This window comes from Mesorhizobium sp. WSM4806 (assembly GCF_055811635.1).
Genome location: NZ_JBVVQZ010000012.1, coordinates 62521 through 77503 on the forward strand (window position 1 = coordinate 62521; position 14983 = coordinate 77503).

10 protein-coding genes and 1 pseudogene are annotated in these 14983 nt (G+C 59.7%); 5 read left to right on the top strand and 6 right to left on the bottom strand.

The genetic code is table 11. The annotated features are described in order from the left end of the window. Positions 1–160 precede the first annotated feature (160 nt). A complete protein-coding gene (locus AC0L2M_RS19050) occupies positions 161–817 on the bottom strand; it encodes a hypothetical protein (protein WP_473535593.1) in 657 nt (218 codons plus the stop codon). Between the two features lie 92 nt (positions 818–909). Between AC0L2M_RS19050 and AC0L2M_RS19055 the strand changes: the two are divergent. Then, positions 910–1272: pseudogene (locus tag AC0L2M_RS19055) on the top strand (transposase); the annotation flags it as partial. A gap of 212 nt (positions 1273–1484) precedes the next feature. Here the strand turns inward: AC0L2M_RS19055 and AC0L2M_RS19060 are convergent. Next, complete coding sequence (locus tag AC0L2M_RS19060; RefSeq protein ID WP_473535594.1) at positions 1485–3731, bottom strand: heavy metal translocating P-type ATPase; 2247 nt, start codon at positions 3729–3731, stop codon at positions 1485–1487. Between the two features lie 70 nt (positions 3732–3801). On the opposite strand from AC0L2M_RS19060, the gene AC0L2M_RS19065 reads away from it, so the two are divergent. Beyond that, on the top strand, positions 3802–4224 hold the full coding sequence (locus AC0L2M_RS19065; protein ID WP_473533036.1) for a MerR family transcriptional regulator: 423 nt from the start codon (positions 3802–3804) through the stop codon (positions 4222–4224). 508 nt (positions 4225–4732) lie between these two features. On the opposite strand, the gene AC0L2M_RS19070 is transcribed toward AC0L2M_RS19065, so the two are convergent. The 4 genes from AC0L2M_RS19070 to nifA all read right to left on the bottom strand — a co-directional run bounded on the left by AC0L2M_RS19070 (position 4733) and on the right by nifA (position 10420). Then, the gene (locus AC0L2M_RS19070) at positions 4733–5848 is read right to left on the bottom strand and encodes a Fic family protein (RefSeq protein WP_473535670.1); all 1116 of its coding nucleotides are present in this window, start codon (positions 5846–5848) and stop codon (positions 4733–4735) included. A gap of 292 nt (positions 5849–6140) precedes the next feature. Continuing rightward, positions 6141–7169: an LLM class flavin-dependent oxidoreductase gene (locus tag AC0L2M_RS19075; protein WP_473535595.1), complete on the bottom strand. Its 1029-nt coding sequence runs from the start codon at positions 7167–7169 to the stop codon at positions 6141–6143. Positions 7170–7255: 86 nt separating this feature from the next. After that, entirely contained in the window at positions 7256–8404 is a 1149-nt protein-coding gene (gene hisC, locus AC0L2M_RS19080) for a histidinol-phosphate transaminase (protein ID WP_473535596.1), read from the bottom strand. Positions 8405–8638: 234 nt separating this feature from the next. Continuing rightward, positions 8639–10420, bottom strand: a complete 1782-nt coding sequence (nifA, locus tag AC0L2M_RS19085; RefSeq protein ID WP_473535671.1) for a nif-specific transcriptional activator NifA — start codon at positions 10418–10420, stop codon at positions 8639–8641. A gap of 1097 nt (positions 10421–11517) precedes the next feature. On the opposite strand from nifA, the gene AC0L2M_RS19090 reads away from it, so the two are divergent. The 3 genes from AC0L2M_RS19090 (at position 11518) to AC0L2M_RS19100 (ending at position 14839) form a co-directional block, all read left to right on the top strand. Further along, positions 11518–12876 carry a dicarboxylate/amino acid:cation symporter gene (locus tag AC0L2M_RS19090; protein WP_095780352.1) on the top strand — a complete coding sequence of 453 codons (1359 nt, stop codon included), beginning with the start codon at positions 11518–11520 and terminating at the stop codon, positions 12874–12876. Between the two features lie 282 nt (positions 12877–13158). Next, a complete protein-coding gene (locus AC0L2M_RS19095; protein ID WP_065011499.1) occupies positions 13159–14223 on the top strand; it encodes a LacI family DNA-binding transcriptional regulator in 1065 nt (354 codons plus the stop codon). A gap of 448 nt (positions 14224–14671) precedes the next feature. After that, entirely contained in the window at positions 14672–14839 is a 168-nt protein-coding gene (locus AC0L2M_RS19100; RefSeq protein ID WP_156768530.1) for a hypothetical protein, read from the top strand. The last annotated feature ends 144 nt before the right edge of the window (positions 14840–14983 follow it).

The following is a 14983-nucleotide window of genomic DNA, read 5'->3' on the forward strand; positions in this document are numbered from 1 at the left end:
GGCTATTCGGCGCTCAATCATGGCGAGAGTCAAGAGAGCACGGAAAGGCGGTCTGTGTGGCGGGCTCGTCGACGATCATAGACGAGTTGCGCTCGATCGGTGCCGTAGGACTTCTGCGCTTGCTCGTGATCCATGCTTGCGACCTGGAGCGTTCATTCGATCAAATGGGTTCAAGTTCCGCCAGGAATTCCGGCATGGCTTCGGATATTCGATTGTACGCAAGTTCGAACAAGCCGAGCGAGCCAAGCAGCGCATTGGCGATCATGTCGACGGTGCTCTTTGTATCCCTCAATCCGCGTCCGAAATCTGTCAGATACCGTGGAGGGTCGGGCTTAGAATATAATCCGGCGACACCGGACCAATTCGGATGTGCAATTTCACTCAGGCTCTCGTAGCTGGCACGCACCCCGGGTACGGCTTTGTCCATGCGGTCGATACAGCTCAGGATTTGCATGGCCTGTGGCCCATCCGGCCATTTACGTGAGCCCACGAGCAGCCGTATCAGCAGATCGTTCAGGTCTTGCGGTGAATGGGTATGCCGCGCATCGAGAATCTCCCAGAGTTTCCACACTAGGGCAGCATTCTCGGTGAGCGCTCGGGTCAAAAGGGCGGCAACGCTCAGGTCCTCGCGTCCAAGAGCATCGCATGCATTGCGCGCCAGCTCTTCGCTCCGCCAGATCAGCGCTTCGCGTGCGCACAGCAATTGGAATGGCGCTTTGGACCAAACCCCTAAAGCGGCAGCGTCGATACGAGCCGGCAGATTTTCGCGCAGCCTGTTGGCAAACTTGCGCGCTTCGACAAGCTCTGCAGAGACCATGCTTGGAGCGCCCTTCATTCTTCTTGCCCCATCTTATCTGAGTCCCGCCGATCGGCGAACTCCGGCCAAAGATCGGCCAAGTATCTCGCAATCTGAAGGCCAAGTTCCTCGACTTAGAGAACGCCATCCGGCACTCACTGAAGTCGTTCGGCACCCGCTTGGGCAAGGTAGGACGCGGGGCGTTCGAGCGGGCGGTGCGCCAAGCGGTGGCGGACGATCCGCTGCCGAGCGAACTGTTGGACGCGATGCTGGCGGTGCGCGACGCGGTAGAAACAGTATTGCCGGCTGCACGATCTCGTCGTGAAAATTATCGGGCGTAGTGAGCCGTGCCGGCGCTTGATGGCTACCCCAGGTGTCGGTCCGGTCGCTCATGACTGCGATCGATGATCCGACGCGCTTCCGCCGCTCGCGTGACGTTGCGGCCTACTTCGCTGACGTCGCGGCGCTGGCAGTCGATGGCCATGAAGCGCCGGCACCGCTTGCTGCGAGATGCAGCATGAGACCTACCCCATCAGCACGCCGGCTAGCATCAGCCGGGCGCAGCTGCTCACCCAAAAGGGCAACCGCCAGAAATGCCCCGATAAACGGCGCGGGCGATAATAAGCGCCGCTTCGATGCGAATGGTTGTTGCTCATCGGCCATCCCAAACGACATAGAAGGCGGCAATCTACACCCCACCTTTCCAGCGCAACAGCCGCATGGCGTTGGCTGTCACCAGCACCGTCGCGCCTGTGTCGGCGAGAATGGCGGGCCACAGGCCGGTGATGCCGACTACGGTCGTCACCAGGAACACCGCCTTCAGCCCCAACGCCATGGTGATGTTCTGCTTGATGTTGGCCATGGTCGCCTGAGACAGTTTTATCATCGCCGCGACATCGCCGACGCGGCCATGCAGCACTGCCGCATCTGCCGTCTCCAGGGCGACATCGGTGCCGCCGCCCATGGCAATGCCGATGTCGGCCGCGGCGAGCGCCGGCGCATCGTTGATGCCGTCGCCGACCTTAGCGACCGTCAGCCCCTGCCCTTTCAACTCGCCGACAATGCGCTGCTTGTCTTCGGGCAGCAGTTCCGAGCGCACCTCGATATCGAGGTGCTTGCCGATTGCTGCCGCCGTGCGCTGGTTGTCGCCAGTCAGCATGACAGTCCTGATGCCAACATCGGTCAGCGCCTTCAGGCCGGCCTGCGCGTCCGGCCGAGGCTCGTCGCGCATGGCGATGAAACCGGCCAGCACATCGTTGATCAGCAGCACCGACACCGACTTGCCCTGGTCGTTGAGTTCGGCGATGCAGGCCGCCTGCTCGGCCGGCAGCGCGACCTTCTCGCCTCCAGCGATCGGCGAGCCCAGGAAGACGTTCTTACCGCCAATGCGACCGACGACGCCCTTGCCGCCGAGCGCCTTGGCCTCCGCCGCCGGCGGCACCGGCACGCGATCGGCCTTGGCCTTTCGCAGGATAGCCAGGGCAAGCGGATGGCTCGACCCGGTTTCGAGTGCAGCGGCCAGCGACAGCACCTCTTTTTCGCTGATCTCGATGGCCACGACATCCGTCACCACGGGCTTGCCTTGAGTCAGCGTCCCGGTCTTGTCCAAAGCCACGGCGGTGATCTTGCCCAGGCCTTCCAGCACCGCGCCGCCTTTCATTAAAAGACCACGCCTGGCGCCGGCCGAGAGCGAGGCGGCGATTGCCGCCGGCACCGATATGACGAGGGCGCAGGGGCAGCCGATGAGCAGCAGCGCCAGGCCTTTGTAGATCCATTCGTTCCAGTCGTCGCCGAAGGCCAGTGGCGGGACGACGGCCACCAGAGCCCCTACGGCGACGACGGCAGGCGTATACCAGCGTGAGAAACGGTCGATGAAGCGTTCCGTCGGCGCCTTGCTTTCCTGGGCCTCCTCGACCAGCTTGACGATGCGGGCAATGGTGTTGTCGGACGCCGCAGCCGTGACGGTGATGCGCAACACGCCGTCGCCATTGATGGTGCCGGCGAATACATCCGAGTCGACGCCCTTGCGCACCGGCACGCTTTCCCCCGACACCGGCGATTCATCGATGGCGCTTTCTCCGTCGATGATCTTGCCGTCGGCTGGAATGCGATCGCCCGGCCGCACCAGAATGACGGCGCCAACCCCAAGGGCTTCGGCAGGAACTTCGCGCGTGGCGCCATTCTCCTCCAAGAATGCCGTCTTGGGCACCAGCGTGGTCAGCGCCTGGATGCTGGAGCGCGCCTTGCCGGCGGCCACGCCTTCCAGCAACTCGCCGACGAGGAACAGGAAGACCACGGTGGCGGCTTCCTCGCCGGCACCGATGATGACGGCGCCGATCGCAGCGATGGTCATCAGCATTTCGATGGTGAAGGGAATGCCGGCGAGCGCGGCCATCACAGCTCGCCGTGCAATCGGCACCAGTCCGATCAGCATGGCAGCAATGAAAAGCCAGACGCCGGTGGCCGGCCAGACATAGTGAATCGCAAAAGCTGCGGCCAATGCGGCGCCGCTGGCGATGCTCAGCCGGCCTTTGGCGCTGTTCCACCACGGCCCCGTGGCCGGCGTGTGGTCGTGGCCATGCAAGCCCTCCACATCGTCGTGGTCATCTTTGGCTGTGCCGGCATGGTCGCGGCCAGCATGGTCGTGGCCAGCGTGGTCATGGCCGCCTTTGGTGCCGTGCCCGACCGACTTGGCAATCTGTCCGGCTTCGCTCGTGAGCTGAGCCACAGAATAGCCGAGGCTCGTCACCTTCTTTTCGATCGCGGCGAGGTCGCTTTCGGCAGTGTGCCTGACGGTCATGGTGCCGGCAGTGACCGAGACGTTCACATCCCGGACGCCATGCATGCGGCGCACCGCGCTATCGATTTTCGTCGCGCAGCCGGCACAATCCATGCCTTCGACGCGATAACGGGTTTGTGGGGCGGTTGCAGCCATCGTCTCACTCCTTGAACTATTCCAGCGGCACGCTACATTCTCTAGCGACTAGAGGAGCAAGCGAAAAATCATGCGCAGTGTCCCGATTGGCGAAGCGGCACGACAGAGCGGCGTGAAAGTGCCGACCATCCGCTACTATGAGCATATCGGCCTGCTGCCCGCGCCGAACCGCAGCGAGGGAAATCGACGGCACTATGAAACCAGCGATTTGCGCCGGCTGGCGTTTATTCGCCATTCACGCGAGTTGGGGTTCGGCATCGAAGCCATCCGCACCCTGCTGACGTTGCAGGATAATCCCAGCCAGCCGTGCGCCACGGCCGACACCATAGCCCAGGCGCGGCTGGCCGACGTCGTTCAGCGGATACGCAGCCTCACGGCATTGAAGGCCGAACTTGAACTCATGGTCGAAGGCTGCCGGCACGGGAAGGTCGGCGAATGCCGGGTAATTGAGGTGCTGGCCGATCACAGCCAATGCGAACACGCCCGGCACTGACTGGACCCGATCTCGAGCGACCTAATCATTCGTGAGCCGGCCTTTCCGCCACCATCCAGGTCATGAGGCGCGACTGCACGGCGAAGTGATGATTTTGACCACGGCTAAGCCACGAGCTGAAGTGCGGCTTGGACTTCGCAATCGTCCGGAATGGATAGCAGCGGCCCTCTATTCCTTTGCATCGGCGCGTCACAAGGACGTGATTGCTTTGCCCCTGTAACAAACCAGATGGGCCAGACGAAGGTGATTTTGACGGCACCGCCGATGCGTTGGCCGTTATTGCTTCGGTCGGCCGAAGTGCCATGAAGATTGCCGACACTTGAAGATAAAAACACGCTGGGACCGCAACCGTTGCCCTGAAATTCTCAGCGAAATGCAGACGGACCCGTTTAAGTCGGACTTGGTGCCCAAGCTTTGCCCAGCGCGATCTTGAATTCGTAGACTTTTTTGCTCAAAACTTGGCACGTGTAGCTGCGCGAGTAAGGTGGCAATAACTCTGTGCTGCGGTTTACCTGCGGTCATCCAGAATGTTCAGGGCGTAGCGCGTGTGTCGCCGTTCGCCAGTTCTTATCATCGCGCCCTTGGAAACGAGGTCTCGCAGATCTCTTGTCGCCGTCGCGCGCGATGCTTGAGTGATGGCGATATAATTCTCGGCGCTGAGCCCTCCTTTGAACCCGTCGATGCCTTCGCGGAACATTCGGGCGATGACCTTTTCCTGCCGCTCGTTAAACTGGTTTCGGTAGCGTTCGTAAAACTTGGCTTTAGCTACGGAGAATTCGACGCGGACCAGCGTTACGCGTTGTGCTTCAAGGATCGTGTTGGCAAAGTAGAGCAGCCAATTTGTTACCGCGTTGCTCTTATTGCTGGCCTGCAGATTGTCGTAGTAGGCCTTGCGGTGGCGTTCGATCGTGGATGCCAAAGCGATGAGAGTTGGTTCACCCAGGCTTTGAGCAAACGCCTTTTCGCAGAGGGCACGGCCTATGCGGCCGTTGCCATCCTCAAATGGGTGGATGCTCTCGAAATAAAGGTGCGCGATACCGGCTCGCGTCAACGCCGGGAGCGGCGTCTTACCTTTAGGCGCGGTATAGTTGAACCAAGCGGTGAAAGCATCCATTTCGGCTTTGACCCGCGCTGAGGGAGGCGCCTCGAGATGCACTTTGGGCTTATCCAGCCGATTGGAAACGATCTGCATGACGTCGGCATGCTGGCGGTAACTGCCAATGGTCTCAATACGCCGTTCCCCCGACATCACCATCTTGTGCCAAGCGTAGAGAGTGCGATGCGAGAGGGCATGGCCAAAATGTAAATACACGTCGGCCATCATTTCCGCGATGCCGCGCTCGGCAGGCGGAATGCGCCTGTTCTCGCTGCCCAGCCCAAGTTGCTGGCGCAGGGATGATTGCAGACTCTCGCGGTTGAGGTATTCCCCTTCAATCGCGGATGTTTTCAAGGCCTCTTCACTGATAAGATCGATGCGTATCTGGTCGCGATCGTCAGAACCGACGTGCCGAAAGACACCCAGGAACTCACCCGATCGGAGCAGGAATTCGCTTTCCAGCGGTTCCAATTCTTCCTTATCGTAGGTAAAATGCGGCCAGTCAGCCTGCTCCCAATTCCATACCATGGAGTTATAGCGTACCTTTCTATAACTCATAGTTCCTTAAATAATGAGCGATAGCAATCCTCTCTATGCCTCAGAAACCGGGGTTTTGCCCTGGTACGCACAAGTTGGCGCTCTCTTGCGAAACGAAATCGGGGGGATTTCTTAATCGGCAGGCCGGTCGCTCCAAGCATCCAGGGCCTCCACAACGCCCTCCATCCACACACCAAGCACTATACGGGCATCATGCGCGGGATCGGGAAGGTGATGGTCCGCCGGAGAAATTCAACTCCGAAGGCGGAGCGCGCATTCCACGTCAGGTAACTCGAGCCATGATTTCAGATTGGATCGTCCTTGCGGTGTATAGCGAAGCGTCTAAGGACAGATTCCCAAATGCAAGTTGGCAAAGTAGATAATTAGCACCGGCCTCTTCGAGCTGATCAAGAAGAGCTTGTCGCGCGGAAGATGCCGTTCCCACCACGCACAATTCGCTTTCGATTGCTGCATCCAAGCTCAGCGGCAGATTTGGGGGCGTCTGGAGCGCATTGAGGTCGTAGAGGAACCTAAAGCTCTTGAGCCATCGTTCGTAAGCGGGTGCCGCGAGCGCATATGCATCTGTTTCCGATCGCGCGATCACGACCATGCGGAGCATTCCAAGAAATGGCCCTCGCTCGTCCGCGTCGGCACTGCGCTCCCGGCAGGCTCGGAATGCATCTGTAATTCTGCGAACAGAAGAGGCAGGTCCAAGGCACGCGATATTGGCGCCACTTGAAGCGGCCCAGCTGGCCGACTCGGGTCTATTGGTGGCGATCCATGTCGGTGGATGGGGGCGCTGATAAGATCTCAGCGTCAAAGGGACGTCATTCAGCTCAAAATGGCGGCCGCGATAGGACAGCGTGTCGCCCTTCATCGCCTTGATAAGGATTTCGCTGGCTTCCGCATAGTGACCTGGCGCCGCCTCCGCAGCAATCCCGAAGTAACCCAGTTCGACTGGGAGAGAGCCGCGCCCTATACCCAGTTCGACCCTGCCACCACTCAACTGGTCCAGCATGCAGATTTCCTCGAACGCACGCAGCGGATGATAAAGGGCAAGGAGCATTACCATCGGGCCGACGCGGAGGTGCCGGGTGCGCTGGACGACGCTAGATAAGAACAGATTCGGCGATGGGCCCCTCCCGTGCGGAGTGCAGTGGTGCTCTGCCAGATGATATGCGTAGAAACCAAGGTGATCGCACGCCTCTGCCAAACTCAGGCGATCGGCGTATTGCCGGGCAATCTCGCAGCCATCCTCGTCCAGGTGGTCGAATATGCCGAAGGTCAGGCCCAGGGGGAAGGCATTCTTCACGCGATTTCTCCAACTCTTTGCAACAGTTCGTGGCTCGCAATGATGCAAGCAAATTCAAATTATCGGTGCGCTTAATGGCCGGGGAACTATCGACTGGTTAAGGCAGAAGCAGCAGCCGCTGACGGCCGGCACAGCGGCATCGTTTCCTCCGCCCTTCCAGCTATCTCTCTGGCGGCCTCAAGGAATTCATCCATCTCGGTTTTCGTACCGATGCTGATGCGGATGTAATTTTCCAGCCCTGCATCCGGAAAGAAGGCGACGAGTATCTTTTGCCTTTCCAAGGCTGCTTGCCACCATGAGCCTTCCTGCCCCGGTGGCACACGCGCTAGCAGGAAATTTGCGTGAGAAGGTATTACGGAAAATCCGAGTTTCGACAGTGCCACTGTCACTCGCTGTCTTTCATGCTTGATGTGCTTGTGGTTCTCGGCATAGGCGGCGCGGTGCCCAAGCACACTGATGCCAACCGCCTGGCCGATCACATTCATGTTGAAGACGTTCTGGAGATCCCGCAGCCTGCCAATGACTTCGGGGTGGCCAAGTCCGAAACCGACGCGAATGCCGGCGGTGGCATAGCTTTTCGAGAATGTTCTCAAGATCAGGAGGTTTGGATAGCGATCGAGGAGATGCAGACCATTGTCCGGCGCAAAATCGACATAGGCCTCATCCAAGACAATCAGACGGTCTGATTGTGATACCAGGCGTTCAACATCGGCCACCGGGACAAACGTTCCGGTCGGATTGTTTGGGTTGGCCAGCAGAATGAACTTGGCATCTTTTGCCGGTCCCAAAAGCAAGTCTTCGACGGGCAAGGAATGATCTGCGCACCATCCGATTTCGAGAAATTGAGCACCCTGCAAACGGGCAAGTTTGCGGTTGAACGAAAACCCCGGCGACATCATCGCCATTCTGTCTCCTGGAACCAGGAAAGCTCTGTAGATAAGCCCGAGCAGTTCAGACGATCCGTTTCCGGCGATCACCTGATCCTTCGAGACGCCGTAGGCTTCCGACGCTGCTTGCCTCAAGCTGACGTTGTCGTCTTCTGGATATAGATATTGCCGTTCGAGAGCCGCCATCGCACTTTGCATTATGGCTTTCGGCAACGGAAACGGGTTCTCGTTCGTGTTTAGCTTGACGCAACAAGGATCCGGCGCCGGTTTGTCGGACAGCAGAACATCTAACTGTCCCGCTACTTGCGAAAGGGAAGAAAGCACAGTTTGCAGTTTTGCATCAGACATCAATTTTTCTCCGTTTCGGTCTCAGTGCGTCCGGTACGAGCTGGTGATCAAGAGATGGCCTGGACCACCGACGATAGCGCTGCCGTCAGACCCGGGTGCACGGTGGGGCGACGACCGCGGGGGCAGCGCGGCCTGTGCGATCGGATCGGAATTGCAGGAGCCCCCGCATCACTCGTCTCAAGGCGCCAAGGCACGAATGCTTGATTGTCCCAGCTACTCGGCTCGGTGATTTGTTCAAAGACGCTTGATCTCGATGCCGTATTTCCTCAACACGTAGCCGATCTGGCGCGGCGTCAGTCCGAGCAGGCGTGCCGCCTTTGCCTGGACCCAGCCACATCTCTCCATCGCCTGGATGACACGTTCGGCATCGGCCATTCTCGCAGAGTGGACTACCCCGACTGGGTCCAGCGGCGGCTGCCCTTCGGTCGCTGACGGCGGTGGGACGGCGGCAGAACTAACCCCAGCAGCCGGCGGCATGGCCCGAACCAATGGTAGCGGCCCGATCGGCGAGGGTTGCAGCGCGACTTTGCCAAGTCTGCAATTATGCAGCGCCTCGGCGAAGCATTTGTCTTGGCAGCATGCAAAGTCATCTTTCCCGATTGATGGCCCCGCCGCCAGAACCGCGGTCCGATACACGCAGTTTTCCAATTCGCGAATGTTGCCGGGAAAGTCACAGTTTACCAGTACTTCGATCGCGCTCGGATCGAAGGTCAACATAAGGCCATTCTCATCGTTGAAATTCTTGAGAAACTCAGCTGCGAGGAGCGGAATATCGCTGCGCCTTTCGCGAAGCGCCGGCACCAGCAAGGGAACAACACTGATGCGGTAGTAGAGGTCGGCACGGAACTCGTTTCTGGCAACTGCCTCTTCCAGGTTCTTGTTCGTAGCGGCAATGATGCGGACGTCGACTTTAATGGTCTGGTTGCCCCCGACCCGCTCAAACTCCTGCTCCTGCAGCACGCGCAAGAGCTTTGCCTGGAACGAGGCCGAAATCTCGCCGATCTCGTCTAGGAACAATGTCCCCTTGTCGGCGAGCTCAAAGCGCCCCTTGCGCGAGTTGAACGCACTTGTGAATGCACCCTTTTCATGGCCGAACAATTCGGATTCCAGCACAGTCTCGGGTAGCGCCGCGCAATTGAGTTTGATGAAGGGCCGCTTGGCGCGCGGGGACAACTCGTGGATAGCCTTGGCGACCAGCTCCTTCCCGGTACCGGATTCGCCTCGCAACAGAACCGCAATCTTGGCCTTGGCTACGAGCGCGACCTTCTCAAGCAGACCGCGCAACGCCAAACTGTCGCCAATCATCCCCTCCACGTGAGTGTTACGCTGCGGGGCCAGGCGCTTCTGCTTTGGCAGGGAGTCCTGCTTTGCCATTGGTTGTTCGCGGTCGCCCTCGAAAGAGCGATGCGACTTCACTGCCTGCCCTACCAGGTTGGCGATTAGCGGGAGCAGACAGAGGCTGTAATCGAGCCAAACTCTTGAGCCATGGCGCAGTACGTGGTCGATGGTCAGCGTGCCCACGACATTTGCATCGACGCGAATGGGAACGCCGACGAAGGACACTGGTATGCCGTCGGAAGCCCCGAGCACGTCCATGTCGGCGGCGAAAGCCGGATGAACCGCGATGTTCTCGGTGGCCAGGGGCTTGTCCGTCGCCAAAACCTGGTCGATTGCATTTCGTGGCAGGTACGTCCGGCAGCGCTCACTGCAGCTCTCGGTCCGGCCGGCGCCTGCGATGATCTCCAGTTCGCCATCACCGTCGAAAAGAGAGATGATGCCGTGCCTCATCTGCAGAAACGATCGCAGCAGGTCTACAACCTTGGCCAGCCTGACCTCGAGCCCGGAGGGGGCGGTGAGCGCTTTCGAAATTTCGTAGATGCCGGCAAGCGCGCTCGCGCGCGACGGCAGAATGGCGGGTTCCGACTCATCCCTTTTGGTGTCGTGCAATGATGTGCAGCTTGACGAAGTCTGCTCAGCACTGTCTTCAGATTGGCGACCATTGTCCTGATCTGACATGTCATCCTCGATCTTGGGCCGCGACAGCAACGCCGCGCCATCTGGATCTGCGATGTCCCCCGGCGTAAACGCATCATCAGATGGCATCAGGGCCCGAGCCACCGATGGCCGGCACCAACAAGAATGTCTTCGCACCGCGAGCCGCAGCATGATTGGCGCACTTGCTTACGGGTGAGAGCCGCTTACCGGAACGCTTGAGACGTTGATGCGGGTAGTCGGGATGTGTCGGCGGGAGGACGCCAGAGTTCCGCAGGCGACAAACTGCCTTGCATAAGATCACGTGTGGGTCACGGTTTTGGGCGTCGGTCAGGGCCTGACGAGGGGCAAGCCCGGAAGACGCCGGAGGCAAGGCTTGATGCATGGCTTGGCTATCCCTTACTGAACTGAGGCGCGGTTCAGGCTTCCGGAGCGCAACCACACGTTGCCCTACAGAGCGGGAACGAGGATGGCTAGTCAACCGAGCTTTCCTCGCATTTCTGAAAGGAAAGCAGGAGAACATGATAGAATTCCATCAACTGAGATTCGCCGACAGATCGATCTCGAACGGCAGAGTTACCCCGGCGTGTTCATGGATGCCCCGCGCGGTGAGCGTACGGAGGTCGACGCCTCCGGGATGCTGTCGGCGTTAGGGCGGCTCGTCGGACACTACGGCCCGAAGTGTCGTCGAGCGGCCAAAGTGTTCGCGCTATGAAGCATCTTCTGAGTCGCACTGATGCGCGCCAGGTCCGGTGAATCATTCGGTCTTATCGACGACCCGTCGGGATGCCACGGCTGCAGCGGGAGCGCGGTAAGAGCTAGCCTCGTGTAGGGAATCCTCCACTTCCGTGCCCGGCCGGGTCGCAAATGCGACAAAGAAGCGAGCGAGCACAGCGGATGCCAGAGTTAGCGACTGGTGGCTGTCAGGCTAAAGCAATGGGTGCAAAGCTGGCGTTAGTGCGGGATTTCGCCCGAGATGACGGCAACAGTGCGGAAGCTCGCACAACCCGCCCTTACTGAGGCTGCCTCACCGAGCGGAGGAATACCTTATTGGGCGCGGGCCTTCACTTGGCACGACACTTGCTGTCGACATGCCAGCAGCGCGTGACCGGAGCGCCGCGATGGGAGAAGCGCGGGAGGGAGGAGACCCCACCGCGACCCGGTCAGGGAGAGAAAAGCTGTTGGTTTCACCAATCCGAAGCGCGGGTCCTGCGCCCCGCAAGGCCTTCTGCGCCCAGCCCTACATTCAGGTGCTTACCGCCATCGCACTCGGTGTCGCAGTTGGGTATTTCTACCCGGACGTCGGCGAGAGCCTGAAGCCGCTCGGCGATGCCTTCATCAAGCTCGTCAAGATGATCATCGCGCCGGTGATCTTTCTAACCGTGACGACCGGCATTGCCGGTATGAATGACCTCAAGAAGGTCGGCCGCGTCGCCGGCAAAGCAATGATCTATTTTCTCACCTTCTCGAGCCTCGCATTGATTGTCGGTCTCATTGTCGCAAATGTCGTTCAGCCGGGTGCCGGCCTGAATATCGATCCGGCGTCGCTCGATGCCCAGGCCGTGAAGGGCTATGCCGCCAAGGTCCACGAGCAGTCGGTGACCGGCTTCCTGATGAACATCATTCCCTCGACGATCGTTAGTGCCTTCGCCGAAGGCGACATCATGCAGGTCCTGTTCTTCTCGGTGCTGTTCGGCATCGCTCTGGCGATGGTCGGCGACACGGGCAAGCCTGTGCTTTCTTTGCTTCAGGCGCTCCTCGCGCCGGTGTTCAAGCTGGTCGGCATTCTGATGAGGGCCGCGCCCGTCGGCGCTTTCGGCGCCATGGCCTTTACCATCGGCAAATATGGGATCGGTTCGGTGGCCAACCTCGCTATGCTGGTCGCGACGTTCTATTTCACCGCCTTCCTCTTCGTATTCGGGATTCTAGGCGCGGTCTGCCGATACAACGGCTTCTCGATCTTTTCTCTCGTGCGCTACATCAAGGAAGAGCTGCTGCTGGTCCTGGCAACGTCCTCCTCGGAGGCCGCACTGCCTTCGCTCATCGCGAAGATGGAGAACGCCGGCGCGAAGCGTTCCGTCGTGGGTCTCGTTATCCCGACTGGATATTCCTTTAATCTGGACGGCACCAATATCTACATGACGCTCGCCGCCCTCTTCATCGCCCAGGCAACGAACACGCACTTGTCGATTCCCGATCAGATATTCCTATTGCTTGTCGCGATGCTTTCCTCGAAAGGTGCCGCAGGTATAACAGGGGCCGGCTTTATCACCTTGGCTGCTACGCTCTCCGTAATACCAAGCGTTCCCGTTGCTGGGATGGCCCTCATCCTTGGCGTGGACCGCTTCATGTCCGAATGCCGAGCGCTGACGAACGTAATCGGCAATGCGGTGGCCTCGCTGGTTGTCGCCCGCTGGGAAGGCGAACTGGACGAAACGCGCATGAAAGCTGCCTTCTACGGGAGCTTGCCGAGAGATTAAACCGACCACGCGCCCCAGCAAGATTGCTGCAGCGCGACCAGCCAAGTCGCCGGCTCATCAGCCACCAAACAATCGGCTCGCCGGGTCTAAACAGCGGTTCGCGGGCCACAGATCAGAAGCATCAAATGCGGTGAGGACAAGAAACATGCACGCCCTATGGAAACGGACCGCGGACCGAGACGCGCCCGGGTGCGCCTGGAGCGCTGATCAATGTATAGGCCGTCGATCGGGGAGGATGCCGAAACCACTTTGCCGCCCCAATCCGTCGCCGGCACGCACCGGATGACGGAGCGCCAGCCCATCAAAATCGGAGCGACGGCAAAGCGCCCTACAATTGCCGATCTCGCCCGCGAAGCGGGGGTGAGCGTGGCAACGGTCGATCGGGTGCTGAACGCTCGCCTTCCGGTGCGGGAGGAGACCGCGCGTCGCGTCCACCACGCGGCCCACGCGATCGGCTATCATGCTGCGGGACTTATCAAACAGCGCATGGGAAAGGACCTGCCCCGCTACCGGCTGGGCTTCATCTTGAGGAAACCGGCCCAGCATTTCTACCAGGAGTTCGCGCGCGAGGTCGAGGCGTCGGTCAGTTCGGCCCACTGCTTCCACGGCATTCCGCTCATCGAATTCGCGCCGTCACATTTGCCTGGGGATCTGACGGCACTGCTTAAGGATCTTGGTAGCCGATGCCACGCGATCGCCATGGTGGCGCCAGATCACCCGAAGATCACGGCAGCAGTCGAGGAGCTCAAGGCGAAAGGCATCCCGGTCTTTTCGCTACTTTCTGACTTCGCCGCCGGCGTGCGCGAGGGCTACATAGGTCTCAACAACCGCAGCGTCGGTCGGACGGCAGCTTGGATGTTCTCCAAGGTCGCTAAACGGTCTGGCAAGGTGGCCGTGTTTGTCGGCAGCCACCGTTTCCAGGGTCATGAGCTGCGGGAAAGCGGGTTTCGTTCCTATTTCCGTGAGAACGAGCCAGCATTCGAGGTGCTGGATACGCTCGTCAATCTTGAGAAGCGACAGATCACCTACGAGGCGCTGCTGGATCTTATGCAGCGGGAACCTGAGCTCGTCGGCTTCTACATGGCCGGCGGTGGCATGGAGGGGGCTATCTCCGCGCTCCGGGAAGAGGGCAAAGGCCAGGATCTCGTCGCGATCGTGAATGAAATCACGCCGGAGTCGCGGGAGGCCCTCGCGGACGACATCATCACGATGGCGGTGGCGACGCCACTGCGCCGACTTTGCCAGGAGCTGATGTTGCTGATGGATCGCGCCATCAGGACCGGCACCGCGGAGACGCCGGGGCAGACATTTCTCCCGTTTGACATCTATCTGCCGGAAAACATCTGAAATGATGTGATCTATCGCCATGGCCGACATTCCTTTCATAAATGCCCGCGCAGTCCACTCCACTCGGGACAGTGTGCGCATTTCAAATGAAGTGTACGCTCTGCTCATTCAGATCGAGGCCGAAGCCGTGCTGGGGGATCTCCTCAATTCAATCACGTTAGATGAAGCTAAGCGTGAAGCTCTTACAAAGGAGCTTCGCCAGTTGTGGGAGCAGCGCTGCATTCGGCTGCATCCCTCACAAGCTGCTCGCGTCCGCCGATCGTTTGCTGGACGAAGCATAACGGGCCCACCAAAATGGCTCTTTCGCTTCATGCGGTGTTCCGAACAGGAGCGGTGCGTTGCCCAGAGTCGGACCGCTCACTAATGGTCGGGCGACGCCGAGGCCGGTCGGGGGCAGTTTTGGCGCCGTTTTGCAGCAATGCTTGCTGATGGCTCAGCGAAGTCCCCCGTGATCGCCTGGCTGCCGGAGAGGCAACCAGGCGTGCGTCCTTCAGCATTCCCAAACCTCACCGTCGACATCACGGCCATGATCGGCCTTGAGAACGCGCCATCGATCGAACCGAAAAGCGGGTTGGCAGGCCTTCAGGAGGAGGCGAACACAAGTGAAGCGGCTTGAAGCTCGGCGTGAAAGGGGAAACAACTTTTCCGGACATATCGTGAGCGTGGCAAACTCGCTCCCAAGAGGTATAGCGGCCCGGTGAAGGCTCGGGGAATTTATGCACTCCGCGGGCCACGAAAACGTGCTGCCCAGGGCAAGCCT

What these genes read in the sequence shown, in the direction of transcription:
- AC0L2M_RS19065 (WP_473533036.1), top strand. Translation starts at nt 3,802, where the DNA reads ATGCGCAGTGTCCCGATTGGCGAAGCGGCACGACAGAGCGGCGTGAAA.
- AC0L2M_RS19060 (WP_473535594.1), bottom strand. Translation starts at nt 3,731, where the DNA reads ATGGCTGCAACCGCCCCACAAACCCGTTATCGCGTCGAAGGCATGGAT.
- AC0L2M_RS19050 (WP_473535593.1), bottom strand. Translation starts at nt 817, where the DNA reads ATGGTCTCTGCAGAGCTTGTCGAAGCGCGCAAGTTTGCCAACAGGCTG.
- AC0L2M_RS19070 (WP_473535670.1), bottom strand. Translation starts at nt 5,848, where the DNA reads ATGGTATGGAATTGGGAGCAGGCTGACTGGCCGCATTTTACCTACGAT.
- hisC (WP_473535596.1), bottom strand. Translation starts at nt 8,404, where the DNA reads ATGTCTGATGCAAAACTGCAAACTGTGCTTTCTTCCCTTTCGCAAGTA.
- nifA (WP_473535671.1), bottom strand. Translation starts at nt 10,420, where the DNA reads ATGTCAGATCAGGACAATGGTCGCCAATCTGAAGACAGTGCTGAGCAG.
- AC0L2M_RS19095 (WP_065011499.1), top strand. Translation starts at nt 13,159, where the DNA reads ATGACGGAGCGCCAGCCCATCAAAATCGGAGCGACGGCAAAGCGCCCT.
- AC0L2M_RS19090 (WP_095780352.1), top strand. Translation starts at nt 11,518, where the DNA reads ATGGGAGAAGCGCGGGAGGGAGGAGACCCCACCGCGACCCGGTCAGGG.